Genomic DNA, 24,175 nt, shown 5'->3' with positions numbered 1-24,175 from the left:
AAAAGTGTGGTGTTTTCGGGCGTTTTTCCCAAAACGTGACCATTCCGTAGTTGTCGATTGGAGCGGTTGGGTCCCGCGTTGGGGGCATCATTCGTTACGTGACGGATGCAGGCGCCCGGGGGGGCGTTACCGCGCGGCCGGGAACGCACCGGGATGGAACGCACCAGGATGCGGACCAGGCGACGCGCGACACGGGTTTGAACCATCTGGGGTCACTCGCGGTCCAGGGGGACGACGGGGCCATGGACTCGCTGTTGCGCGAGGTCCGGCCCATGGTGGTCCGGTACTGTCGTGCCCGCCTGGCGAGGGTCTCCGGCCTGGCCCACGACTCCGACGACGTGGCGCAGGAGGTGTGCATCGCCCTGCTCACGGCCATCCCCCGCTACCAGGACCGGGGACGCCCCTTCGCCGCCCTGGTGTTCGGCATCGCCGCGCACAAGGTGGCCGACACCCTGCGGGTCGCGGGCCGGGTGGAGCTGGTGTCCACGGACGCCGTTCCGGAGCCGCCCGACGACGGGCCGGGCCCCGAGGAGGCGGCGGTCCGGGTGATCGAGGCCCAGCGGGCGCGGGAGCTCCTGGACGAGCTTCCGGAGAGACAACGGAAATTGCTGGTCATGCGAGTGATCGCCGGTCTGACGGCGGATGAGACGGGACATGTACTTGGAATGTCGGCGGGAGCGGTACGGGTTGCCCAGCACCGAGCTATTGCTCGGCTTCGGCAGGTGGCCCTGGCGAACAGACTCCTCCCGTGAGCACGGCCGCAGGCGACGCAACCGTCCCGTCTGCCCCCGCCTCCCCGTCGCACCGCACGGTTACTGCGCCTATCCGGTGACCCGGCGCGGGCGTCTGCGCTGACCCCGGCCGACGCCGGTCCGGACGCGTCCGCGCGCCCTCGCGGGTGTGACCGAGGGTGATGTCCGCCCCGATCTCAAACGGTGAGACTGGTCACTTTCCGACCGCTGTTGCGGGCCAAACGCTCCTTTCCTCGTGAGGCGCACGCGGCCACGGCCTAGGATGAGGTGACACGCGGGGGCGAATCCGCGCAGGTGTGCCGGGATTGCGGAGGTTGTGTCATGAGCGACGAGTACAGCGGCTACGGGGACAAACTGCTGCCCCCGGGGCTGACCTACGACGACGTGCTCCTGGTCCCGGCCTACTCCGACCTGCAGCCCGGCGATGTGGACACCACCACCCGGCTCTCCCGCAACATCGAGCTGAGCATCCCGCTGCTGTCGGCCGCGATGGACACCGTCACCGAGGCGCGCATGGCCGTGGCCATGGCCCGTCAGGGCGGCGCCGGAGTCCTGCACCGCAACCTGTCGGCACAGGACCAGGCCAGCCAGGTCGACCTGGTCAAGCGCTCCGAGGCGGGCATGGTCACCGACCCGGTCACGTGCCACCCCGACGACACCCTCGCCGAGGTCGAGCGCCTGTGCGCCCACTACCGGATCTCCGGCGTCCCGGTCACCGACCCCGACGGCTCCCTCGTCGGCATCGTCACCAACCGGGACATGCGCTTCGAGAGCGACCGCTCCCGCCTGGTCCGCGACGTGATGACCACGGGCGACCTGGTCACCGCCCCCGTCGGCGTCTCCCGTGAGCAGGCCTTCGACCTCCTGCGCAGGCACAAGGTGGAGAAGCTGCCGCTCGTCGACGGCCGGAACCGCCTGCGCGGCCTGATCACCGTCAAGGACTTCATCAAGAGCGAGCAGTTCCCCAACGCCACCAAGGACGCCGACGGCCGCCTCGTCGTCGGCGGCGCCGTCGGCGTGGGCGCCGAGGCCGAGGAGCGCGCGAAGCTGCTCGTGGAGGCCGGGGTCGACTTCGTCGTCGTCGACACCGCGCACGGCCACTCCTCGGGCCTGGCCGACATGGTCGCCAAGCTCAAGGCCAACTCCCGCGCCGACGTCGTGGCGGGCAACGTCGCCACCCGCGCCGGGGCCCAGCTGCTCGTGGACGCGGGCGCCGACGCCGTCAAGGTCGGTGTCGGACCCGGCTCCATCTGCACCACCCGCGTGGTCGCCGGTGTGGGCGCACCGCAGCTCACCGCCATCCTGGAGGCCGCCCAGGCGTGCGGTCCGGCCGACGTCCCGCTCATCGCCGACGGCGGGCTCCAGTACTCCGGCGAGATCGCCAAGGCGATCGTGGCCGGGGCCAGCACGGTCATGCTGGGCAGCCTCCTGGCCGGTGTCGAGGAGAGCCCGGGCGAGCTGATCTTCATCAACGGCAAGCAGTTCAAGGCCTACCGGGGCATGGGCTCCCTGGGCGCCATGCGCGGGCGCTCCTTCTCCAAGGACCGCTACGCGCAGGCCGAGGTCGCCGCCGAGGACAAGCTCATCCCCGAGGGCATCGAGGGCCAGGTGCCCTTCCGCGGCCCGCTCCAGGCGGTCGCGCACCAGCTCGTCGGCGGTCTGCACCAGTCCATGTGGTACGCGGGCAGCCGGACCGTCGCCGAACTGCGCGAGCGCGGCCAGCTGATGCGCATCACCAGCGCCGGTCTGCGGGAGAGCCACCCGCACGACATCAAGATGACCGTCGAGGCGCCCAACTACAACGCGCGCTGACCCCAACGACCCCCGCGCCCGGCGACACGTGTCGCCGGGCGCCGCCGTGTCCGGGGCGGTTCCCGGCCCGCGCCCCGGCCGCCGACCGGCCCCGGCTCACACGGCCATCACCCCGCGCGCCGCGACCTCAGGCCCTCCGGAGGCGTCGTAGTGCGCCCAGGCGGCGGCGATCCGCCGGACCGCGACGGAGAGCGTGGGCCCGGGGGCGAGGAACGGCAGCCGGAGCCACGACGAGGGTTCGTCGCCGGGCGAGAGCGTGGCGCCCGGGAGCAGCGCGACCCCGTGCCGGAGCGCCACCTGCGCGAACGACGCCGAGTCGCCGTGCGGCATCCGGGTCCACAGGGTCTGGCCGCCGACCGCGGGCAGGTACCGCCAGCCCGGCAGGTGCCGGTCGATCTCACCGGTCAGCCGCGCGTGGCGGTCGCGGAGTTCGGCCCTCCGCCGCGCGATGAGCGGCTCCGCGTCGCGCAGCAGCGCCGCCGCGGCCAACTGCGAGGCGACGTCGCCGCCCACGTCGGCCAGGGTCTTGGCGCGGCGGAGCCGCTCCATCACCGGGGGCCGGGCGCGGATCCAGCCCACGCGCAGCCCGCCCCAGGCCAGTTTGCTCAGGGACCCGACCGTGACGACCTGCTCCCCGCCGGGCAGGGCCGCCAGGGGCGGCGGGGGACCGGCGGCGAAGCCCAGGTCCGCCAGCGTCTCGTCGTCGACGACGAGCAGCCCGTGCTCAGCCGCGGCGGCGGCGACCCGCCGCCGGTCCATCGCGTCCATCAGCGTGCCCGTCGGGTTGTGGAAGGACGGGACGAGGTAGGTGAGCGCGGGGCGGTCGGCCATGCCCTCCAGCAGGTCCTCGGTGTCCACGCCGCCCGGACCCACGCCGACCGGCCGCAGCCGCGCCCCGGCCTCGGCGAACAGGGCCAGCGCCCCCGGATAGGTCGGCCGCTCCGTGAGCACGGTGTCCCCGGGCGCGACGCGGCAGCGCACCAGCAGGTCCAGCGCCTGCTGGGCGCCGTTGGTGACCAGGATGTCGTCGGGCCCGGTGGGCAGGCCGCGGCGGGTGAACCGGTCGGCCACGGCGGCGCGCAGCTCCGGGTGGCCGGTGGGGTGGTAGCCGATGTCGTCGGCGAACCCGGCCAGCCGTTCCACCGCCTCCCGGTAGGCGGCGAGCAGCTCCGGGGGCGGGGAGTCGGGGGCAGCGCAGGTCATGACCAGGGAGGCGGCGGGCGGCTCGAACAGGCTGAGGAACGCCGAGCCCTCGTTGGGGCCGGCGCCCCCGGCGGACGGGGCGGGTCCGGGGCCGTGCGCCACCCGGGTGCCGCTGCCCCTGCGGCGGGTCAGGAGTCCCTCGTCGCGCAGCAGGTCGTAGGCGGCGACCACGGTGCCGCGGCCGACGTTGAGCCGGACCGCCAGGCGGCGTTCGGCGGGCAGCCACGTCCCGTCCGGGAGGGCGCCCTCCTCGACCAGACCGCGCAGCCGGTCCGCCAGCGACCGGTACAGCGGGCCGCGCCCGGCCGCCCACCGGCCGAGCAGGAGGGTGAGGTCGTCGGCGGTGATTGGCTCGCTCATACGGCCAATTGTCCCGGATTGGCTCTGCCGCGGGCACGGCGTCCCCGGAAGGCTGGTGGGCATGACACACCACGCCGAGACCAGGACCGTCCACCAGCCCGCACCCGCCGTCGGGGGCAGCACGCCGCTGGGCGTGCCCATCTACCAGGCGCACACCTTCGCCTTCCCCGACACCGAGAGCATGGCCGCGTCGTTCCAGGGGGCGGGCGCCCCCTTCCTCTACGCCCGCTACGGGAACCCGACGGTGGCCGCGTTGGAGGACGCCGTCGCCGACCTGGAGGGCGGGGCGGGCGCCATCGCCTCCGGTTCGGGGATGGGCGCGATCACCGCCACCCTGTGGGCGCTGCTCGGCACGGGCGGCCACGTGGTCGCCCAGGACCGGGTGTACGGGGGGACGCAGGCCCTGCTGACCTCACTGGAGGAGCGCTGGGGCGTCCAGGTCACGAGGGTGGACGCGGCCGACCACGCGGCGGTGGGCGCGGCGCTGCGCCCGGACACCCGGGTGCTGCTGCTGGAGACGATCGCCAACCCGACCGGCCAGGTGGCCGACCTGCCCGCGCTGACCGCGCTCGCCCGCCGGCACGGGGCGACGGTGATCGTGGACAACACCTTCGCGACGCCGCTGCTGTGCCGTCCGATCGAGCACGGCGCCGACATCGTCGTGCACTCCGCCACCAAGTACATGGGCGGCCACTCCGACACGATCGGCGGCGTCGCGGTGTTCGCCGACACCGGGACGCTGACCCGGGTCCGGGAGCGCACCAACGAGTTCGGCGCCGTCATGGAACCGTTCGCGGCGTGGCTGATCAACCGGGGACTGAGCACGCTCGGCGTGCGGATGCGGCGGCACTGCGCCAACGCGGAGGAGCTGGCGCGGCGCCTGGAGCGGCACCCGGAGGTCACCCGGGTCCACTACGCGGGCCTGCCCGACCACCCGGGCCACGCGACCGCCCGCAGGCTCCTCGACGGGGGCTTCGGCGGGGTGCTCGCCTTCGAGCTGGCGGGCGGCCTGGCGGCCGGGCGCTCCTTCGCCGAACGGGTGCGGCTCGCGGTGCTCGCGCCGTCGCTGGGAGACGTGCGCACGCTGGTCATGCACCCCGCGACCACGTCGCACCGGATGCTCGACGCCCGGGGCCTGGCCCGGGCGGGCATCTCCGAGGGGCTGATCCGGCTCAGCGTGGGGATCGAGGACGTCGAGGACCTGTGGGCCGACCTGGAACAGGCACTGGCCTAGCCCCTACACTCCGCCCCGGTGGGCGCGGCACGGCGCCCGACGCGTACGGAAGCGGTGTTCGGATGAGACGTGTGCCCGGGGCGGTCGTCCCGATACTGGTCCTCCTGCCGGCGGTGGCCTCCTGCGCCGCCGCCGGGGCGGAGCCGTGGGACGTGGCGGTGACGGTGGACGGGCTGCCGTCGGCGCCCCTGGCCCCCCGGGAGGACCACGGCCTGGTGTGGTCGGGGGAGGAGCTGCTGGTCTGGGGCGGGCACGCGCGGGGGCAGCACGACTCGTTCGCCGACGGCGCCGCCTACTCCCCGGAGACCGGATCCTGGCGGGCCCTGGCCGACGTCGGCCTGGAGCCGAGAACCCGGCACACCACCGTCATGGCGGGTGACCGGATGCTGGTCTGGGGCGGGTTCACACCGACCCACGCCGGGGACGGGGACGCGCACCTGGCCCGGGACGGCGCCCTCTACGACCCGGGAAGCGACTCCTGGGAGCCGATCGCGGACGCGCCGGAGGCCCGCTCCCTGGCCCGGGGCGTGGTCGTCGGCGAGCACGTGGTGTTCGGCGGCGGTGACGGCGGACGGGGGCCGACAGGGCAGGAGTTCCTCGTGTACTCGCTGGCGGAGGACGCCTGGAGCACCGTCACCCTGCCCTCCGACGGCGCACCGGGCGCCACGGTCCACGACCTGGCGGTGGTCGGCGACACCGTGGTGGCGGTCGGGAGCACGGGGCGGGAGGTCTTCACCGCGACGTTCCGCGTGGGGGACGGGGCCGCCGCGGTCCGGGTGGTCCCCGAGGCCGGAGGGACGGCCGCCGAGGTCGGGCTGGCGGCCGGCCCGGACGGCACGGCCCTGCTCGCGCTGCGGGGCGGCCAGACCGTGGGACTGTACGAGGTCGGCGCCGACGGGCGGGCGGAGCCGGTGGACGAGGCCGACCACGCCGCCTTCCGTCCCGCCGTCTCGGTGCGAACCGCCCTCCTGCTGTCGGGGGACATGGCCGCTCTGGGCGGGTCGACGCTGCTCGCGACGGCGCCCGGCGAGTTCAGCCTGTGGGACACCGACGACGGACGGACACACCGGACGCAGGCCGGGGAGCTGGCCGACTACTGCGGCCCCCTCGTCCCCGTCGCCGAGGACGCGCTGCTGGGCTGGGGCGGGCTGGGCTGCGGATCCACCGGTGTCGGTGTCGGCGTCCGCGTCTGACGGCGGCACCGGGTCACGGTGGTGGGGGCGCGGAAGGGCGCCCCGGGGGCGGATAGACTCTCCGCGGCAGTAAACGCGCCGGTCCAGGATCCGGCGCAGCACATCCGAGGGGGATCAAGCGTTGGCTCAGGTGGAGATCGGGCTGGGGAAGAACGGGCGCCGAGCCTACGAGCTCGACGAGATCGGGATCGTGCCCGCCCGGCGCACGCGTGACCCCGAGGAGGTGTCCATCGCGTGGCAGATCGACGCCTACCGGTTCGAGACGCCGCTGATGGTCAGCCCCATGGACAGTGTCGCCTCCCCCAAGACCGTCGTGGCCATCGGTCGGCTGGGCGGGCTCGGCGTTCTGGACCTGGAGGGTCTGTGGACCCGCTACGAGGACCCCGAGCCGCTCCTTGAGGAGATCCGCGAGCTGGACGACGTCGCCGCTACCCGGCGCCTCCAGGAGATCTACGCCGCACCGATCCGCGAGGAGCTGATCGGCCGCCGGATCGAGGAGATCCGGGACGCGGGCGTGGTCACCGCCGCGCGCCTGTCGCCGCAGCGCACCGCCCAGTACCACAAGGCGGTCGTCGACGCCGGGGTCGACCTCTTCGTCATCCGCGGCACCACGGTCTCCGCCGAGCACGTCTCCGGCCGCGCCGAGCCGCTCAACCTCAAGCAGTTCATCTACGACCTCGACGTGCCGGTCGTGGTCGGCGGCTGCGCCACCTACACCGCCGCCCTGCACCTGATGCGGACCGGTGCGGCCGGCGTCCTGGTCGGCTTCGGCGGCGGTTCCGGGCACACCACCCGCTCCGTCCTGGGCGTGGCGGTCCCGATGGCCAGCGCCGTCGGCGACGTGGCCGCCGCCCGCCGCGACTACCTCGACGAGTCCGGCGGCCGGTACGTGCACGTCATCGCGGACGGCGGCATGACCGGCAGCGGTGACATCGCCAAGGCCCTGGCCTGCGGAGCGGACGCCGTCATGGTCGGCTCCCCGCTGGCGCGCGCGGCCGAGGCCCCCGGCGGCGGCTACCACTGGGGCAGTGAGGCGCACCACGAGGAGCTGCCGCGCGGCGAGCGGCTCAAGGTCGGCACGATCGGCGACCTGCGCTCGATCCTGCACGGCCCGGCCTCCACGAGCGACGGCTCCATGAACCTCATGGGGGCGCTGCGCCGCACGATGGCCACCGCCGGGTACACCGACCTCAAGGAGTTCCAGCGGGTCGAGGTCGTGGTGAACCCGCACCGCTGACCGGTCACGAGGGCTTCTTCCGGGGGCGGTCCGCCAGTGGGCGGGCCGCCCCCGCCGTCCTGTCGCCACCCGGGAGCCGCCGTGCGGTGCCCCCTCCGCGCACGCCCCCCGTGACGGGACGGCGGCCGTATGCGACCATGGTCCGGATTTTGGCGTCGTATGACCCGACGTTGACCTGACCCTGGAGGACCGCATGGCTCGCCGCGAACGCCGTGGTGCCCGGTGGAACGGCCCCCTCGCCGCCGTCTGCGCGGCCCTCGCCGTGTGCCTGCTGCTGACGGGCGGCATCGTCTACGCGGTCGGCCGGATCTCGACGGCGATGGACGGGTGGGAGGGCCCCGCGGACCTCGCCGACGGCAGCATCCAGACACCGCCCGTCGCGGACCTGACCGGGCCGCCCGCGCGGGCGGACGTGATCACCGAGGACGGGACGCCGGAGGGGTCGGCGGCCGGGCCGGACGGCGCGCAGGACGCGGCGCCGGGCGCGGACGAGCAGCAGAGCCCCGAGGCTGGGGCGCGCCGTCCCACGGCGGCGTGGCTCGACGAGGTGTCGGAGGCCACGCAGATCCCGCGCCGCGCGTTGGAGGGGTACGCCAGCGCCCAGCTCGCGATGGCCGAGCGGCAGCCGTCGTGTCAGCTGTCGTGGCCGACGCTGGCGGGGATCGGGTACGTCGAGTCGCGCCACGGCACGTACGCGGGGGGCGAGATCGGCCCGGACGGCACCACCACCGTGGACGTCGTCGGCATCCCGCTCAACGGCGACAACGACACCCGGGCGATCGCGGACACCGACGGCGGTGAACTGGACGGGGACGAGCGGTGGGACCGCGCGGTCGGCCCGATGCAGTTCATCCCCGGCACCTGGGACCTGTGGGGGACGGCGCTGGAGGGCGGCAGGCCCGACCCGCACAACATCGACGACGCCGCGCTGTCCGCCGCGCGCTACCTGTGCGCGCAGGGCCGCGACCTGACGGCGGCGGCGGACTGGGAGGGCGCGATCCTGGAGTACAACCGCTCCAGGCAGTACGTCGACGACGTGCTGGCCTACGCGCACGCCTACGCCGACGCGTCCTGACCGCCCCCGGGTCCCGCTGCCCCGTTGCCCGGGGCCGCCGGGGCGGCCCGCGGGGGCGGGTCTAGAGTCCGGGGCGTGGACACACGTACGGTTCTGCTGCGCCGCATCCGGATCTGGATGGTTCTCTTCATCGTGGGCCTGGTGGTCAGCGGGGTGACGGCCTTCCCCCTGCCCGCCGAGGTGCGCCTGCTCGAATCGCTCCTCCGGGGGCCGTTCGCCCCGGTCGCGGAGGCCTTCCCGGGGTTGGCCGACTGGGTGGCCCGGGTCCGCGAGGGGCTGGACACCGTCGAGGGCGAGTACCCGTTCGTGCTCTACGGGACCGACTGGCTGGCCTTCGCGCACCTGGTGATCGCGGTGGCCTTCTACGGCCCGCTCCGCGACCCGGTGCGCAACGTGTGGGTGGTCCAGTTCGGCATGGTCGCCTGTGCCATGGTGGTGCCGCTGGCGCTGGTCTGCGGGCCGATCCGGGGGATCCCGTTCTTCTGGCAGCTGATCGACATGTCCTTCGGGGTGTTCGGGATCATCCCGCTGCTCGTCGTCTACCGGATGATCCGCCGCCTGGAGGCGCTCGGGACGCAAGCCGCGGAGGGGACGGTCCCGGTCGGCCCCGTTCCAGGTGCGTGACCAGCGTCCGGCTGATGTCCAGGAGCCGTGCGCGCTGCGCGGGGCGGGCGCGTCGGACGGCTCTCACGCCTACACCGCTCCCCGCACGTCCTCGCGCGGGGAGCGGACCATGCGTCGGACCACGACGCCGAGGATCCGGTGTTCGGGACAGGGGCCGTGGTGGCGGGAGTCGATGCTCCCGATGTTGTCGCCGAGCAGTGCCACGTGCGCGGGAGGGACGTTCCCGTCGAGGCCGACCTCGTCGGGGTAGCGGTCACCCGCCTCGGCGGCGACGCGCTTGATGTACCACCCCTCCTCGGGCACGTCCGCCCCCAACGGCGCCGAACCGCGCCACCCGGTGTCGGCGGAGGGCCGCCCCACGACCACCACGGCGCCTCGGGCCACCCCCTTCAGGCCCCGCCGTACCAGCACCCGGTCGCGGGGGGAGAACGCGGGCGCCATGCTCTCCCCGTCCACCGTGACGACGACGTAGCCGCGGCGGAGCTTCCACGCCGCGACGGCCACCGCGGCGAGTACGGCGGCGAGCCCGGTGAGGACCCACACGAGCACGCTCACACGACCACCTCCGCCGTAGGGCCGGACTCCCCCTCGGTGTATCCCTCGGCCTGGAGGGTGAACAGCCGGGCGTACTCACCGCCCAGTTCCATGAGGTCCCGGTGCCGCCCGGACTCGGTGACCGCCCCGTCCTGGAGCACCGCGATCCGATCCGCCTCGCGTACCGATCCCAACCGGTGGGAGACCATGACGGTCGCCGTTCCGCGGCGCAGGGTCCGCAGCCGGTCCTGGACCTCCCGCTCGGCCTGCGGGTCCAGGCCGGAGGTCGGCTCGTCCACGATCAGCAGGTCCCGTCCCTCGCGCATGAGCGACCGCGCGATCGCCAACCGCTGCCACTGCCCTCCGGAGAGGGTGACGCCGGACTCCTCGTCGTCCTGCTCCTGGTAGAACACCCGGGAGAGCATCGTGTCGTATCCGTGCGGCAGGCCCTCGACGAAGGCGTCCGCGCCCGCGGCACGCGCCGCGGCGCGGACCCTGGAGCCGTCGTCGGCGGCCTCCGGGGCGCCCAGGGCGATGTTCTCCCGCACGGGCAGGTCGTAGGACATGAAGTCCTGGAACACCGCGCTCATGCGCGCGCGCAGTTCGGCGACGTCCATCCGCCGCAGGTCCACGCCGTCCCACAGCACCCGGCCCCGGGTGGGGTCGTACATCCGGCACAGCAGCTTGACGAGGGTGCTCTTGCCCGCGCCGTTGAGCCCCACCAGCGCCAGTGACCCGCCGGCCGGAACGGTGAGGCAGACCCCCCTGAGCACCCAGGGGCCGTCGTCGGTGTAGCGGAACCACACGTCCTCCAGCCGGACCTCCCCGCGCAGCGGCTCCACGGCGACGGGGTCGAGGGGGGCGGGCAGGTCCGTGGGGGTGGCGACCACGTCGTCGTAGTGGCCCATCAACAGCAGGGACTGGTACGCGCGGGAGAGGGTCTCGACCATGCCGACCAGGGCTCCCTGCACCCCCGCAACCGCGGCGACGAAGGCGGACACGTCGCCGATCGTGAACTCGCCCCGCACCGCCGCGGCCACCATCCAGACCAGTCCCCCGGCGGAGACCAGCGCGCCCAGCAGGGCCAGCGGGGCGTGGGTGGCCACCACTGTGCGGTCCACCCGCTCCTCGGCCCGGTTGACCTGGAGGGTCTCCTCCCTCATCCGGCCGAGCAGGAAGTCCCCGGCCCCGAACAGGCGGGCCTCCTTGATCGCCGCGACGTTGAGCATGAGCGCCCGGTAGAACACCTGACGTCGCAGGCGCGGACTCATCCGCCACATCATCCCCGCCCGCCGGCGGTTCAGCGCGAGCTGGACGACCAGGGAGGGGAGGACCGCAAGCACGGTGATCGCGGTGACGACGGGACTGACGGTCAGCAGGATCCCGAGGAAGCTGGTGATCATCAACGAGGTGGTCACCGTCCCGAACAGGGCACCGATGATCTCCTCGGGGGCGGTGGACGCCGAGGTCTGCGCCAGACGCAGCCGGTCCAGGAACGCGGGGTCCTCGAAGCGGCGCAGCCCGTCGATCCGGTTGACCGCCCCGTACAGCCGCTGTTCCACCAGCAGGGCCACCCCCCGTCGGACCCTGGAGCCCAGGTAGGTGGACACGTGGTCCGCCAGGGCGCTGACGAGGGTGCACACGCCCAGCAGGGCGACGAGGAGGATCGGCGCGCCCGCCAGGAGACCGGGGACACCGGGGGCGGGGCCGCCGAACTGGAGGGTGTCCAACAGCCACTTGGTGAGCAGGGCGGCGGCCGCGGGGAGCAGTCCGGTGACCACGGTCAGCACACCGTGGGCGGCCAGTGACCAGGGCGCGGCACGCCACGCGATCTCCACCGAGCGCAGGGCCCGCGAGCACGCGGCGCGCGGGCCCAGGCGTCCTCCGGCCGGCCCTTCGGCGGGGGAGGGGCCCATCACACGCCCACGGGAGCGGTGTCGAGACTCTCGACCGTCACCCCGGAGCGGACCACCACGCCCCGGGCGTCCGCCAGGACGAAGGCCGGGATCCCGGTGAGCGAGAACGCCTCGCCGACCTGGTCGTGGACGGCCTGCATGACCACGGTCACGTGCCCGTCCAACACGGAGGTGTACGACTCGGCCTCGCCGAGGGGGTCGCCGATGAAGGCGATCACCTGGTCAGGGGACAGACCCGTGCGGCGGGCGTAGTCCACCAGCGGCCGGAGCTGCTTCTTGCACGTGCCGCACGCGGTGTCGAAGAACGCGTACAGGGCCGTGTCCCCGCGCCGGTCGGCGGAGGAGAGGGCGGCCCCGCCGGTGCTGTGCGCGGTGAACTCCGGGACCGGCGTCCCGGCGGGGACGTCGTCCAGGTCCGGTGAGGGGGGTGACATGTCGCTCCGGGCCGGTGTCTCCAGCTGCCGCAGGCGTCGGACGAGCGCCATGGTCAGCAGGAGGTTGAACAGCGTCAGGGCGGTCAGCAGCACGACCGCCGCGATGAGGATTCCCACGGTGTTCTCCAAACTCACGGACGGGGGAGCCGCGCGGCCGGCCGTCCGCCCGCGCTGGAGCCGAAGAGGTCGACGAGGTCGTCGAAGTAGAAGGTCACGGCCGTGACCGCGACGGCGGCGCCGACGGCCAGGCCGATCGCCCCCACCGAGGAGGGCAGCGCCGGACCGGCGGCCAGGGCGCAGGCCAGACCGGCCGCGGCCACGCATGTCAGGGCGAGGTTGCGCCACACGTGCGGCCAGCCCAGGGTCGAGCGGGAGGTGCCGAAACAGGAGCAGGGGACGGCGTCGTCGGCACGTGCGGAGTACAGGGCCAGCAGGGTGAACGCGGCGAACAAGGCGGTGGCCGCCGCGAGCGCGGGCACCCGTGCCCAGGAACCCGCGAGCAGGGCGAGCCCGACCACCAGCTCGGCCGCGGTGTGCGCCGCGGAGGCGGCCCGGACCGGGAGGCGGACCACGGGAAGACGCGCGGCCAGGACCGACCACGTCTCCTCGTTGCCCCCGCCGCGGACCTTGGCGAGCCCGGAGGCGAGGAACACCCCGGCGACGGTCAGTTGCAGGAGGAGGGCGGTGAGCGAGAGCAAGGAACCTGTGCCTCACGGGTGGGGGGCGGGGCCGGCGGCGGCCCGGCCAGGACGGGCCGCCGCCGGAGGGAGGGTCAGTAACAGCAGCCGAAGCCGCTGTCCCAGCGGTAGCTGCCGTCACTGCACTGGTACTTGAGCTGCTTGCTCAGGCGGAAGGAGCTACCGCCGCAGTACGGGAAGTAGCACCGGGACTCGGTGTAGCTGCACTCGAACTGGTCGGCCTTGGCGGTGGCCTTGGGGGCGAGGCGCTCCAGGATCCGGTCGCCGAGGCGGGCGAGGGGGGTCGCCGTCATCATGCGCATCTCCTTGTGTCGTGGATCACTCCTGTGTGGGAGTGGTGTCACACTAGGGGCGCGGGTGTGTTTTTCGAATACGTCCGCGGACGGGTTGAGCAAGATTTGAGCTTTGGAAGAAAACAGTTTCCCTGGAAACCACTCTGTTCACTTTCTCCCCACAGTGATTTCCTACGCGACATGCCGTGAAGTGCGAATACGCGGATGGCCGGGGTGCGCCCGATTAACCTGGAACTCCTGGGCGGTCCGATGGACAGGGGCTCCCGCCGGGTATCTGCCTGGGAGGAGAACCATCGAGACGGAGGACGACGGATGGCGACCACGTGGTTGGGACCTGACGCGCGCGCCGAGGCGCTGGCGTCCATGGCCGACGAGGAACTCGACGTCCTCGTCGTCGGAGGGGGCATCGTCGGTGCGGGCATCGCGCTGGACGCGGTGTCGCGCGGACTGTCCACCGGGCTGATCGAGGCGCGTGACTTCGCCTCCGGAACCTCCAGCAGATCCAGCAAGCTCATCCACGGCGGACTCCGCTACCTGGAGCAGTTGGACTTCGAACTGGTCCGTGAGGCGCTCGTCGAACGCGGACTCCTGCTCACGACGATCGCACCGCACCTGGTCCGCCCGGTTCCCTTTCTCTTCCCTTTCTCCCATCACTGGGAGAGGTTCTACATCGGCGCCGGAGTCACCCTTTATGACGCTCTCGCCCTGACGTCGGGAAACAGTCGGAAACTGCCCGCGCACCGGCACCTGACCAGATCCGGCGCGCTGCGGATCTTCCCCGCGCTCAAAAGGGACGCCCTGGCCGGGGCCGTCCAGTACTGGGACGCCCAGGTCGACGACGCCCGCCTGGTCACCGCCGTGCTGCGCACCGCGGCCGGACTCGGCGCGCGGATCGCCTCGCGCGTCCAGGCGGTCGGCTTCCTGCGGGAGGGGGAGCACGTGGTCGGTGCCCGTGCGGCCGACCTGGAGACGGGGGAGGAGGTCCGCGTCCGCGCCCGACAGGTGGTCAACGCCACCGGGGTGTGGACCGACGACATCCAGGAGATGGTCGGCGGCCGGGGCCAGATCCACGTCCGCGCCTCCAAGGGCGTGCACCTGGTCGTGCCGCGCGACCGCGTCCAGGCCTCCTCGGGGATGATCCTGCGCACCGAGAAGAGCGTCCTGTTCGTCATCCCGTGGGGGCGGCACTGGATCATCGGCACCACCGACACCGACTGGGACCTGGACAAGGAGAACCCGGCGGCCAGCCGCACCGACATCGACTACGTCCTCGACCACGTCAACCAGGTACTGCGCACGCCGCTGGGCAGGGACGACGTCGAGGGGGTCTACGCGGGGCTGCGCCCGCTGCTGTCCGGGGAGTCCGAGGAGAGTTCCAAGCTGTCCCGCGAGCACACGGTCGCCCACCCGGTGCCCGGCCTGGTCCTCATCGCGGGCGGCAAGTACACCACCTACCGGGTGATGGCCAAGGACGCGGTGGACGCCGTCGCGCACGGGCTCGGCGGCGGGGTACCGGCCTCGGTGACCGACCGCCTGCCGCTGGTCGGCGCGGACGGGTACGCGGCCCTGTACAACCAGCGCCACGTGCTCGCCCGGAACTCGGGGCTGCACGTCTCCCGCGTCACCCACCTGCTGCGCCGCTACGGATCCGCCGTCCACGACCTGCTGACGATGGTCCGGGACCGTCCCGAACTCGGCCGGCCGCTCACCGGGGCCGAGGACTACCTGCGCGCGGAGATCCGCTACGCGGCCGTCGCCGAGGGCGCCCGCCACCTGGAGGACGTCCTGTACCGCCGCACCAGGATCTCCTTCGAGACCTGGGACCGGGGGATCGCCGCCGCCGAGGAGGCCGCGGAGCTGCTCGCCGAGCCCCTGGGATGGAACGAGGAGCAGGTCAAGCGCGAGGTCGAGTACTACCGCAAGGGGATCGAGGCCGAGCGCGCGGCCCAGGAGAAGGACACCGACCAGGAGGCCGACGCCATCCAGCACGGGGCGCCGGAGATCGTCCCGGAGGCCGGGGCCGGGAGGTCCGGCGGGGCCTGACCCCGGTCGGCCGAGGACGTCCGCGGCGGCGGTTCCCGGGGGCCGCCGCCGTCTTCGGTGTGGTATGGAGCACACGGTTGGCGCTAGTGTGCGTTACGGGCACGTGTCCGGCGCACGCGTCCCGTCCCCCGACCACCCCGCGAAGGACCCTCATGATCACGGTGCTCCTCGTCGAGGACGACGTCCGCCTCGCCGACGCCCTGGCCGGCGCCCTGGAGGGCCACGGATACGCGGTCGAGCAGGCACGCACCGCCGAGGCCGCGCTCGCCGCGCCGCCCGTCGACGTCGTCCTGCTGGACCTCGGCCTGCCCGACATGGACGGCGTCGAGCTCTGCCGCCGTCTGCGCGGGCGCCCCGACGGCGGCGAGACCGCCGTCATCATGGTCACCGCCAGGGGGGACCGCCACGATCGGGTCCGCGGCCTGCGCTCCGGCGCCGACGACTACGTGGTCAAACCCCTGGCCCTGGAGGAGCTGTGCGCCCGGATGGAGGCGGTACTGCGGCGCACGAACCGCCGGGCCGGGTCCGCCCTCACCGCGGGAGCGGTGACCGTCGACCCGGCCAGGCGCACCGCCGTGTGCGCCGGAGTCCCGCTCGACCTGACCCGCAAGGAGTTCGACCTGCTCACCGTCCTCGTCCGGGAGGCGGGAACGGTCGTGCCCCGGGAGCAGCTGCTGCTGCGGGTGTGGCAGACGGCCTGGCAGGGAACCCGGCGCACCCTGGAGGTCCACGTGGGGACCCTGCGCTCCAAGCTCGGTGTTCCCGGCATGATCGAGACCGTGCGCGGTGTCGGGTACCGCCTGGTCCCGGACGCGCGGCCCGTGGAGGCCGACCACCCCGCGCCGCCGGCCCGCGGGGCGGCGGCCGAACCCTCCGCGGCCGTGTCCGCGGCCGCGCCGACCGCGCGTCCGTGAACCCGCCCCGCCCGCCGGGGGCGTGACCCGTGCGCCGCCGCGTCGCGATCGTGTACGTCACTTTGCTGGTCGCCGGATGCCTGGGACTGGCCCTGCCGCTGTGCGGGAGCATCGCCGCGCGCGGGACCTCCGCCATGCTTCTCGACCGGATCAACGACACCGCGCGTTTCGCCGGTCTGGCCGAGCCCGCCGTGATCACGGGGTCGACCGGGAGCCTGGGCGGCGAGCTGGCCGCCTACGACCGGCTGTACGGGATCAGGGCGATCGTCGTCGACCGGGACGGCGCGGTCGTCGCCGCCTCCCGGGAGGGCCTCGCGCTCTCCGACCTCGACTCCGCCGGGGACGGGGGCGGGGGCGGGGGCGGGGGCGCGTTCCCGCCGGAGGTGCGCGCCGCACTGGCGGGCAACCGCATGGGCGCCGACACCGTCGTCTGGCCCTGGCAGGAGGAACCGCTGATCGTCGCCGAACCGATCGGCGGCGCGGGCGAGGTCGTCGGAACGGCGGTGACCGCCTCGCCGACCGGTGCGCTGCGCCGGACGACGCTCGTCCTGTGGGGGGAGGCCCTGTCGGCGGTCGCCGTGCTGATGGTCGCGGGCATCGCCGCCGCCGGTCCGCTCACCCGCTGGGTGGTGCGCCCCATCGACGACCTGGACGAGGCGACCCGGGCGGTGAGCGAGGGCAGCCTGGACACCCGGGTGCGGACGGTGGCCGGCCCGCCCGAGCTGCGCAGGTTGGCGGAGTCCTTCAACCAGATGGCCGACACCGTCACGGTGATGATCGAGCGGCAGCGCATGTTCGTGGCCTACGCCGGGCACCAGGTGCGCAATCCGCTCGCCGCGCTGCGGCTGCGGGTGGACTCCCTGGCCCGGCACCTGCCCGCGGAGGGGCGCCAGGGCCACCGGCTGGCCCTGGACGAGGTGGACCGGCTGGCCCGGGTGTGCGACAGCCTGCTCACCCTGGCCAGGACCGAGGACGCCGAGCACTCGACGGTCTGGGAGGACGTCTTCGCGGTCGCCGAGGACCGGGTGGCGGCGTGGTCGCCCATCGCCGAGCGGGCGGGGGCGGAGCTGGTCGTGGAGGGCGGGGCCGGGGTGCGGGTCAGGTGCGTGGAGGGCACCCTGGACCAGACGTTGGACGCGCTGATCGACAACGCTCTGAAGTTCGGCGGGCAGGGTGTGCGGATCTCGGTGCGGGTGCGGGGCCCGTTCCCGGACGGCGCGGGCGCGGGCCACGTGGACGTGCACGTGGTCGACGACGGCCCCGGCCTGTCCGAGGAGCAGTTGGCCAGGGCCGTCCGCCCGTTCTGGCGGGACGGACACGACGGGGTCGGCGGCAGCGGGCTCGGGTTGTCGGTCGTCGTCACGCTGTTGGAGCTGCAGGGCGCGCGGCTCACCCTCCGGCCGCGCCGCCCCTGCGGGATCGACGCCCGGGTCCGCCTCCCGGTCGACGGGACCGCCGACCGCAACGGGGGTGCCGATGCCGGGGAGCCGGAGCCCGCATCCCCGGGGTCGGCGGGTCAGGTGCCCGACGCGTCGTAGGCGTACTTGATCGAGCGGAAGTACCGGGACGCTCCCGGATGCAGCGGCACCGGCAGCGTCGCGATCGCCGAACGCGGGTTGAGGTGCAGCGCGACCGGGTGGACCCCGATCAGTTCGGGGCGCGACTCGAACAGGAGCCGCGTCAGCTCGCCGGCCACGTCGTCCGGCATCCGGTCGTTGACCACGAGCAGGCTCGGCACGCCGATCGTGCGTACGGCGGGCACGTCCTGGTACGTTCCGGCCGGGACGGGCATCTCCGAGAAGAACTCGCCGTACTCCTCCACCAGCGGGGACACGAACTCCGCCAGATCGATCAGGCGGATCGGCGTCCGTGCGGCGAGCTCGGCGACGGCCCGGGTGGGCAGGCCGCCCGACCAGAAGAACGCGTCCACCCGCTCCTCCTCCAGGGCGCGTGCGGCCTCACCGATGGGCAGGCGGGTCGGGACCACGCCGACGGCCCCGGACGCCCGTTCCTCCTCGGTGATCTGGTCCAGACCCGCCTGCGCCAGCAACCGCTCGGCCATCATCTCGGTACCGGAGCCGCTCGCGCCCAGGGACACGGTGCCTCCCGCGAGGTCGGCGATCTCCGTGTGGTGCGACTCGGCCCGCACGACCAGGTGCGTGTGGTTGTCGTACAGGCGCGCGATCGCCGAGACGGGCAGCGGTTCGTCGAACGGGGGCTCTCCGGCGACGGCCAGCGCCGCCACGTCGGCGAGGGTGAAGGCGGCGTCCACGGCCCCGGAGGCCACCAACCGGTTGTTCTCCACACTCGCCGCGGTGGGGATCGCGACGATCTCGGTGTCGTCGGGGCCGGTGACCGCGATGCTCGCCAGCCCGGAGCCGTACTCGAAGTAGACCCCGCCCTCACCGCCGGTACCGACCGTCAGACGTAGCGGAGTTTCGTGTGGCGGAAGTGAGGCCGTCATGAGCGCAGCGGCGAGCACGACCGCCGTACCGGCTCGCATAATCGACCACGAATTGTGACATCCCGCCCACGCCATGGTCAGACGATAGCAACACGGACGGAACCTCAGGTGAGCCTCAAAACCCGGAGCGGGCACTGTCCGCGACCGATCGGTTCCCGCTAGGTTTCTCCGTGGAGCGCTTCCCACCGGAAGCGGCCCCGAACCCTCGGGCGATCCCCGAAGGGTCCCTCCCGGCGCTGTCTGCTCCGCACCCCCCGAACACCCCCCAACGCCCTTCCGAGAGGACTCGACCATGCGACGCGCCGTACCGTCCCTGGCCGCCCTGCCCGCCAGTGTTCTGCTGTTGACGAGCTGCGCCCAGCCCGCCGACCAGGCCGCCGAGGAGGAGGCGGGGATCGGCCAGGGCGCCGTCCGGGAACAACTCAGCATCGCCACCGGCGGTTCCACCGGTGTGTACTTCCCCCTGGGCGGCGCACTCGCCACCGTCATCGAGGAGAACATCGAGGGACAGAGCGGGTCCGCGGAGACCACCGGCGCCTCGGTGGAGAATCTCCGGCTCATCGGCAACGGTGACGCCGACCTCGCCATCGTCCAGGGCGACGCCGCGGGCCAGGCCTTCGAGGGCACCGCCGAGTTCGAGGGAAGCTCGGTCGAGTCCTACACGCTCGCCGTGCTCTACCCCAACGTCTTCCACACGGTGACCCTGGAGGCCACCGCCGAGGAGGAGGGCCTGGAGTGCTTCCGCGACGTGCTCGGCACCCGCTACTCGGTCGGCGCCCCCGGCAGCGGCAACCACGCCACCACCACCGCGGTCTTCGAGGCCCTGGAGATGTCCATGGGCGACATCGACATCCAGAACCTCGGGTACGCCGAGACCGACACCGCGCTGCGCAACGACCAGCTCGACGCCGGTTCGTGGGTGGTCGGCCAGGGGCACGGCGGGCTGACCGAGCTCGCCACCACCGAGGACGTGTACCTCATCAACATGTGCGAGGACGAGCGCCAGGCCATCACCGCCGGAACCAGCAGCTACACCGAGCACACCATCCCGGGCGGCACGTACCCGGGCGTCGACGAGGACACCGAGACCGTCGCGGTGTGGAACTCGCTGGTGGTCTCCGGTGACTTCAACGAGGAGCAGGCCTACCAGATCACGGCCGCCATGTTCGACAACGTCGACACCCTCCTCGCCGCGCACGCCCCGGCCGAGGAGTACCTGGTCCCCGAGACCATCCTGAACAGCCCCGTCCCGGTGCACCCCGGTGCCGCCCGCTTCTACGAGGAACAGGGCGTCGAGCTGCCCGAGGAGCTCGTCGCCCAGACGGAGGGCTAGGCCGTCGCCGTGGCCGTTCGATCCGAACCGACCGACCGGCCGTCCGCGGGCGCCGACCGCCGTCGGCGCCCGCGGGCCGCGGCGCTGTGGGGCGCGGCCCTCGCCCTCGCCGCGGTGGCCGCCGCACTGCTGGCCCCCGTCTGGCCGGCGCTCCGCCTCACCGACGAGGGAACACCCCTGGGCAGCGTCCCGCTCGCGGAGGGCGAGACCTTCACCATCGCCTACGTCCACTCCATCGACGGGCTGCCGATCGAGGAGGACCTCACCGTGAGCGAGGGCCGAATCGTCGCCGAGGCCACCCGCTTCGTCCAGTACGGCGCGGGCATGGGCCGGGTCGCCGGGGTGGGCGAGGCCCACGCCGACGGCGAGTGGTGGGTGGTCGAGGACATGGGCCGCGAGGTCGGCGCCGAACTGGTGCTGCGCCCCGGCTCCGCGGCGGTCGACCACCGCCTGCGCACCGCCGACACCGAGGTACGGCTCTCCCCGTGCCTGACCTCGCACCGCGTGGTCATCGCCCCCGGGCGGGCCTCCACGCTCCGACTGCTGCTCGGCCGCCCTCCGCGGCCCGAGTGCTGACATCCCCCGCTCTGCGCATGAGAACCCGAGGAAAGACCATGGCTGACACTCCACCGCAGGCGCCGCCGGAGGACGCCGCCCCCGACACCGCCGAGGGCGGGATCGGGTTCGGGACCCGGACGGGCAGAACCGGGACCTCGGCGGACGTCCTCCCCGACGTCGACGGACGCGACGGGGGCGACGGCCCGCTGTGGAGGCGGGTCGCCGCGGAGCGGTGGGGCGAGGGCCGGGCGGCCTCCGCGGTCGGCGCGCTGGTGGTCGTGCTCGCCGTCGCGCTGACCGCCTTCCAGATCTACGTCGCGCTCCTGGCCGGGCTGGACGCGCGGCAGCAGCGGATCATCCACCTGCTGTTCGTGATGGTCCTGGTCTTCCTCCTGATGCGCCCCTTCGACCTGGGCAGGGTGTCCGGCCTCTCGGCGCTCACCGCGGTCCGCGCGCTGATCCCCCGGCGGGGACGGGCGGCGCAGGGGGCCGAGGACGGCGGGGACCCGCGCGACGCCGCCGCACGGCGCGTCCTGACCGGTGTCGGGTGGGGCCTGGACCTGGTGCTGGTCACCGCGGCCGTCGTCGTGAGCCTCTACCAGCTCTGGAACCAGGACGAGCTGGCCGCGCGCGCCGGGGCCTACACCGAGGTGGACTGGCTCCTGGGACTGACCCTCATGGTCGTGCTGCTGGAGGCCACACGCCGCGCGGTCGGGATGATCATGGTCGTGCTGGTCGTCGCGTTCGTCTACTACGCGTGGGTCGGCCCGCTCATCCCCGGCCAGTTCGGCCACACCGGCGCGACCATCCAGCGCATCTCCACGCACGTCTACCTGGGTGACGGCGTCTACGGTCTGACCCTGGGCGTGGTCGTCACCTTCGTGTTCGTCTTCATCCTCTTCGGCGCCCTGCTCAACAAGACGGGCGGCGGCAACTTCTTCGTCGGGCTGGCCTACGTGGTGACCGGGCGGATGGTCGGCGGCCCCGCCAAGGGCGCGGTCCTCGGCAGCGCCATGATGGGCTCGGTGTCCGGGAGCGCCATCGCCAACGTCGTCACCTCCGGACCCTTCACCATCCCCCTGATGCGCAAGGTCGGCTACCGCAGGGAGGACGCGGCGGGTGTCGAGGCCGCGGCGTCGACCGGCGGCCAGATCCTGCCGCCGATCATGGGTGCGGGCGCGTTCATCATGGCCGAGCGGACCGGAATCGCCTACGCCGACATCGTCAAGGTCGCCATCATCCCGGCGCTCATGTACTTCGGCGTGATGTTCCTGTTCGTGGACATCCTGGCGCGCAAGCACGGCATCGGCGTCGCGAAGAACGAGGACCTGCCGAAGCTGCGCCTGGTGATGGCCGCGGGCTGGCACTTCCTCCTGCCCCTGTTCCTGCTCATCGTCCTGCTGCTCCAGTACGTGCCGCCCACGCAGGCGGGTCTGTACGCGTGCGGCGCGCTGCTGGCCGTGGCGATGCTGCGGGCGGGCAGCCGCCTGTCGGTGAGCGACTTCGTGGACGTGTTCGTCATGGCCGCCCGCAACACGCTCCCGGTGTCGGTGGCGTGCGCGGTGGCGGGGATCATCGTCGGGATGGTCGGGCTCACCGGGCTCGGCCTGACGCTGTCCAACGTCCTGGTCACGGTGTTCGCCGGGAACCTGCTGCTCACCCTGGTGATGGTGGCCGTGGCGTCCCTGATCATGGGCTTCGGGCTGCCGGTGACCGCCTCCTACGTGGTCATCTCGGTCCTCGCGGTGCCCGCACTGGGCGAGCTCGGGCTGACCGTGCTCGTCGCGCACATGATCGTGTACTGGTACAGCCAGGACTCCAATGTGACGCCCCCGGTGGCGCTGGCCGCGTTCGCGGCGGCGGGGATCGCGGGCGCCAAGCCGATGCGGGCCGGGGCGGCGGCGTGGAAGTTCGCCAAGGGCCTCTACCTGATCCCGATCATGATGGCCTACTCCGCGCTGCTGGCGGTGGACGGCCCCGTGCTGGACCTGGTGCTCGCGGTGGTGAGCGGGTGCGTGGCGCTCGCGGCCGCGGCGATCGCGATCGAGGGGCACTTCCTGCGGCGCACGACGGTGGGGGAGCGGCTCGGTCTGATCCTGTCCGCGGCCCTGGTCATGGTCGGCCCCGAGTGGGCCGCACTCGCCGAGCGGGTGCTGTCGGCCGCGGTGGCCCCGCACTGGTTCGCTCTGGCCGGTTCGGTCCTGGGCGCGGTGCTCATCGCCCTCCAGGCGGTCGGCCACCGCCGGTCCCGGAACACCGGGGGCACCGCGCCCGGGGACGCGGACGCGGTCCGGGAGAGCCGCGACGACGGAATCCGGGCGGAGGCGTAGGCCGCGCCGTTCCGGCTTCGGCCGACCCGCCCCTAGGATCAACACACATGTGGCGATTCCGACGGACTCCTGGACGGGTGCCGACCGGCACGGGCATCGAGACGGCCCTGGTGTCGGCCGCGTTCGGCACCGACCCCGTCCTGCGGTCCGCGTGCGAGGTGGTGCGCGAGGGCGGCGTCGCGGCGGGGCTGGCCCTGCTCGGCGAGGCGCGCGACGACGCGGAGGTCCGCGTCCACCGGGCCGAGGCGCTCGGCCGCGCCGCCGCCGACCGGGTCGCCGAGGTCGCCTCCCTGGCCGAGGGCGACGCCGACGAGGCCGACGTCCTGCTCTGGCTCGGGCACGTCCTGCTCGCGCGCGCCGCCGCCCGGCCCGCCGGGGGAGCGGCCACGGGCCGGGCCGACCGCAAGGCGCTGGAGGCGGCGCTCGTCGAGGCCCGCGCCCCGCTGGAGGCCGCCGCGCACCTGCGCCCCGACGACGCCGCGCCCTGGTCCGCCCTCCAGACGGTCGCCATGGGACTGGGCGCGGAGCGGGAGGAGAAGGACCGGGTCTGGAACGAGGTGACCGCACGGGCACCGCACCTGTTCCCCGCGCACCTGACCCGGGTCCGCTCCGTGTCCCCCACCCGGGGCGGCTCGGCCGAGGAGATGTTCGCGGTCGCGGGCGCGGCGGCGGACGGCGCCCCCGAGGGGCACCCCCTGCCCGCCGCCCTCGCCCTGGCCCACGCCGAGTACCTGCGGGCCGAACGCAGGCGGCTGGTCGCCGAGGGCTCCTCCGACCACATCGCGAGCATGGCCCTGGGCCGCCTGCACGGCGAGGCCGTCGGCGAGCTGTTCGGGGCGGCCCGGGACTGGGCGGCGGCCGCGGTACCGCACGAACGCGACGTCCAGGCCCACCACCTGTTCGGCTGGGCCTTCCACCGGGCCGACGTCGCCGACGCGGCGCGGTGGCACCTGGGTTCGGTCGGCCGCTACTACTGCGATCTGCCGTGGTCCTTCTTCGGCGACCCCCGGGCCGGGGTCGCGTACGCGATGGCGCGGGTCGGGGTGGACCCGCGCGCCCGGCCGGAGGGCGGTCAGGCCTGACCCCCCCGGGGCTCCGACACCCGTCCGGGACCGGCCCCCGAGGGCCGCCATCCGGGAAAAACGGTGGTCCGCGCGGTGGTGCCTCG

21 protein-coding genes are annotated in these 24,175 nt (G+C 73.6%); 14 read left to right on the top strand and 7 right to left on the bottom strand.

The window, feature by feature from the left end:
• Positions 1–98: 98 nt before the first annotated feature.
• On the top strand, positions 99–752 hold the full coding sequence (gene shbA / locus ACTVAJ_RS01460) for an RNA polymerase sigma factor ShbA (protein WP_470386167.1): 654 nt from the start codon (positions 99–101) through the stop codon (positions 750–752).
• 321 nt (positions 753–1,073) lie between these two features.
• A complete protein-coding gene (gene guaB / locus ACTVAJ_RS01455) occupies positions 1,074–2,564 on the top strand; it encodes an IMP dehydrogenase (RefSeq protein WP_470386166.1) in 1,491 nt (496 codons plus the stop codon).
• Between the two features lie 96 nt (positions 2,565–2,660).
• Here the strand turns inward: guaB and ACTVAJ_RS01450 are convergent, their stop codons facing one another.
• Positions 2,661–4,127, bottom strand: a complete 1,467-nt coding sequence (locus tag ACTVAJ_RS01450; RefSeq protein ID WP_470386165.1) for an aminotransferase-like domain-containing protein — start codon at positions 4,125–4,127, stop codon at positions 2,661–2,663.
• Positions 4,128–4,188: 61 nt separating this feature from the next.
• On the opposite strand from ACTVAJ_RS01450, the gene ACTVAJ_RS01445 reads away from it, so the two are divergent.
• The 5 genes from ACTVAJ_RS01445 (at position 4,189) to ACTVAJ_RS01425 (ending at position 9,490) form a co-directional block, all read left to right on the top strand.
• Positions 4,189–5,361, top strand: a complete 1,173-nt coding sequence (locus tag ACTVAJ_RS01445) for a trans-sulfuration enzyme family protein (RefSeq protein ID WP_470386164.1) — start codon at positions 4,189–4,191, stop codon at positions 5,359–5,361.
• A 62-nt stretch (positions 5,362–5,423) separates the two neighbouring features.
• Positions 5,424–6,554, top strand: a complete 1,131-nt coding sequence (locus ACTVAJ_RS01440) for a Kelch repeat-containing protein (protein WP_470386163.1) — start codon at positions 5,424–5,426, stop codon at positions 6,552–6,554.
• Between the two features lie 130 nt (positions 6,555–6,684).
• Positions 6,685–7,791, top strand: coding sequence for a GuaB3 family IMP dehydrogenase-related protein (locus ACTVAJ_RS01435; protein ID WP_470386243.1), 1,107 nt, complete (start codon positions 6,685–6,687; stop codon positions 7,789–7,791).
• A gap of 193 nt (positions 7,792–7,984) precedes the next feature.
• Complete coding sequence (locus ACTVAJ_RS01430) at positions 7,985–8,866, top strand: lytic transglycosylase domain-containing protein (protein ID WP_470386162.1); 882 nt, start codon at positions 7,985–7,987, stop codon at positions 8,864–8,866.
• A 75-nt stretch (positions 8,867–8,941) separates the two neighbouring features.
• A complete protein-coding gene (locus ACTVAJ_RS01425) occupies positions 8,942–9,490 on the top strand; it encodes a hypothetical protein (protein WP_470386161.1) in 549 nt (182 codons plus the stop codon).
• 69 nt (positions 9,491–9,559) lie between these two features.
• Here the strand turns inward: ACTVAJ_RS01425 and ACTVAJ_RS01420 are convergent, their stop codons facing one another.
• The 5 genes from ACTVAJ_RS01420 to ACTVAJ_RS01400 all read right to left on the bottom strand — a co-directional run bounded on the left by ACTVAJ_RS01420 (position 9,560) and on the right by ACTVAJ_RS01400 (position 13,368).
• Positions 9,560–10,045 carry a S26 family signal peptidase gene (locus tag ACTVAJ_RS01420; RefSeq protein ID WP_470386160.1) on the bottom strand — a complete coding sequence of 162 codons (486 nt, stop codon included), beginning with the start codon at positions 10,043–10,045 and terminating at the stop codon, positions 9,560–9,562.
• Complete coding sequence (locus tag ACTVAJ_RS01415; RefSeq protein WP_470386242.1) at positions 10,042–11,940, bottom strand: ABC transporter ATP-binding protein; 1,899 nt, start codon at positions 11,938–11,940, stop codon at positions 10,042–10,044. The genes ACTVAJ_RS01420 and ACTVAJ_RS01415 overlap by 4 nt, the downstream gene beginning before the upstream one ends.
• Positions 11,940–12,491 carry a TlpA family protein disulfide reductase gene (locus ACTVAJ_RS01410; protein WP_470386159.1) on the bottom strand — a complete coding sequence of 184 codons (552 nt, stop codon included), beginning with the start codon at positions 12,489–12,491 and terminating at the stop codon, positions 11,940–11,942. Before ACTVAJ_RS01410 ends, ACTVAJ_RS01415 begins: the two co-directional genes overlap by 1 nt.
• A gap of 14 nt (positions 12,492–12,505) precedes the next feature.
• Entirely contained in the window at positions 12,506–13,072 is a 567-nt protein-coding gene (locus ACTVAJ_RS01405; RefSeq protein ID WP_470386158.1) for a MauE/DoxX family redox-associated membrane protein, read from the bottom strand.
• Positions 13,073–13,146: 74 nt separating this feature from the next.
• A complete protein-coding gene (locus ACTVAJ_RS01400; RefSeq protein WP_470386157.1) occupies positions 13,147–13,368 on the bottom strand; it encodes a hypothetical protein in 222 nt (73 codons plus the stop codon).
• Positions 13,369–13,677: 309 nt separating this feature from the next.
• On the opposite strand from ACTVAJ_RS01400, the gene glpD reads away from it, so the two are divergent.
• The 3 genes from glpD (at position 13,678) to ACTVAJ_RS01385 (ending at position 17,860) form a co-directional block, all read left to right on the top strand.
• Complete coding sequence (gene glpD, locus ACTVAJ_RS01395; RefSeq protein WP_470386156.1) at positions 13,678–15,408, top strand: glycerol-3-phosphate dehydrogenase; 1,731 nt, start codon at positions 13,678–13,680, stop codon at positions 15,406–15,408.
• 152 nt (positions 15,409–15,560) lie between these two features.
• The gene (locus ACTVAJ_RS01390) at positions 15,561–16,322 is read left to right on the top strand and encodes a response regulator transcription factor (RefSeq protein WP_470386155.1); all 762 of its coding nucleotides are present in this window, start codon (positions 15,561–15,563) and stop codon (positions 16,320–16,322) included.
• 29 nt (positions 16,323–16,351) lie between these two features.
• Positions 16,352–17,860, top strand: a complete 1,509-nt coding sequence (locus ACTVAJ_RS01385; RefSeq protein WP_470386154.1) for a sensor histidine kinase — start codon at positions 16,352–16,354, stop codon at positions 17,858–17,860.
• On the opposite strand, the gene ACTVAJ_RS01380 is transcribed toward ACTVAJ_RS01385, so the two are convergent.
• Positions 17,839–18,825, bottom strand: coding sequence for a TAXI family TRAP transporter solute-binding subunit (locus ACTVAJ_RS01380; protein WP_470386153.1), 987 nt, complete (start codon positions 18,823–18,825; stop codon positions 17,839–17,841). The genes ACTVAJ_RS01385 and ACTVAJ_RS01380 overlap by 22 nt on opposite strands.
• A 253-nt stretch (positions 18,826–19,078) precedes the next feature.
• On the opposite strand from ACTVAJ_RS01380, the gene ACTVAJ_RS01375 reads away from it, so the two are divergent.
• The 4 genes from ACTVAJ_RS01375 to ACTVAJ_RS01360 are packed head-to-tail and all read left to right on the top strand — an operon-like array spanning position 19,079 to position 24,089.
• Positions 19,079–20,119 (top strand): TAXI family TRAP transporter solute-binding subunit, encoded by a 1,041-nt coding sequence (locus tag ACTVAJ_RS01375; RefSeq protein WP_470386152.1) that lies wholly within the window; start codon positions 19,079–19,081, stop codon positions 20,117–20,119.
• A gap of 9 nt (positions 20,120–20,128) precedes the next feature.
• Complete coding sequence (locus tag ACTVAJ_RS01370) at positions 20,129–20,695, top strand: DUF1850 domain-containing protein (RefSeq protein ID WP_470386151.1); 567 nt, start codon at positions 20,129–20,131, stop codon at positions 20,693–20,695.
• 38 nt (positions 20,696–20,733) lie between these two features.
• The gene (locus tag ACTVAJ_RS01365) at positions 20,734–23,007 is read left to right on the top strand and encodes a TRAP transporter permease (RefSeq protein ID WP_470386150.1); all 2,274 of its coding nucleotides are present in this window, start codon (positions 20,734–20,736) and stop codon (positions 23,005–23,007) included.
• A gap of 47 nt (positions 23,008–23,054) precedes the next feature.
• Positions 23,055–24,089, top strand: a complete 1,035-nt coding sequence (locus ACTVAJ_RS01360; protein WP_470386149.1) for a hypothetical protein — start codon at positions 23,055–23,057, stop codon at positions 24,087–24,089.
• Positions 24,090–24,175 lie beyond the last annotated feature (86 nt).

It is taken from the genome of Nocardiopsis sp. KDC1DS13DA1 (genome assembly GCF_055632325.1).
The sequence above is the reverse complement of the archived record's forward strand: the minus strand, read 5'-3'. Positions and strand labels throughout refer to the sequence as shown.

What these genes read in the sequence shown, in the direction of transcription:
- guaB (WP_470386166.1), top strand. Translation starts at nt 1,074, where the DNA reads ATGAGCGACGAGTACAGCGGCTACGGGGACAAACTGCTGCCCCCGGGG.
- ACTVAJ_RS01450 (WP_470386165.1), bottom strand. Translation starts at nt 4,127, where the DNA reads ATGAGCGAGCCAATCACCGCCGACGACCTCACCCTCCTGCTCGGCCGG.
- ACTVAJ_RS01445 (WP_470386164.1), top strand. Translation starts at nt 4,189, where the DNA reads ATGACACACCACGCCGAGACCAGGACCGTCCACCAGCCCGCACCCGCC.
- ACTVAJ_RS01440 (WP_470386163.1), top strand. Translation starts at nt 5,424, where the DNA reads ATGAGACGTGTGCCCGGGGCGGTCGTCCCGATACTGGTCCTCCTGCCG.
- ACTVAJ_RS01430 (WP_470386162.1), top strand. Translation starts at nt 7,985, where the DNA reads ATGGCTCGCCGCGAACGCCGTGGTGCCCGGTGGAACGGCCCCCTCGCC.
- ACTVAJ_RS01415 (WP_470386242.1), bottom strand. Translation starts at nt 11,940, where the DNA reads ATGGGCCCCTCCCCCGCCGAAGGGCCGGCCGGAGGACGCCTGGGCCCG.
- ACTVAJ_RS01400 (WP_470386157.1), bottom strand. Translation starts at nt 13,368, where the DNA reads ATGATGACGGCGACCCCCCTCGCCCGCCTCGGCGACCGGATCCTGGAG.
- glpD (WP_470386156.1), top strand. Translation starts at nt 13,678, where the DNA reads ATGGCGACCACGTGGTTGGGACCTGACGCGCGCGCCGAGGCGCTGGCG.
- ACTVAJ_RS01390 (WP_470386155.1), top strand. Translation starts at nt 15,561, where the DNA reads ATGATCACGGTGCTCCTCGTCGAGGACGACGTCCGCCTCGCCGACGCC.
- ACTVAJ_RS01380 (WP_470386153.1), bottom strand. Translation starts at nt 18,825, where the DNA reads ATGCGAGCCGGTACGGCGGTCGTGCTCGCCGCTGCGCTCATGACGGCC.
- ACTVAJ_RS01375 (WP_470386152.1), top strand. Translation starts at nt 19,079, where the DNA reads ATGCGACGCGCCGTACCGTCCCTGGCCGCCCTGCCCGCCAGTGTTCTG.
- ACTVAJ_RS01365 (WP_470386150.1), top strand. Translation starts at nt 20,734, where the DNA reads ATGGCTGACACTCCACCGCAGGCGCCGCCGGAGGACGCCGCCCCCGAC.
- ACTVAJ_RS01360 (WP_470386149.1), top strand. Translation starts at nt 23,055, where the DNA reads ATGTGGCGATTCCGACGGACTCCTGGACGGGTGCCGACCGGCACGGGC.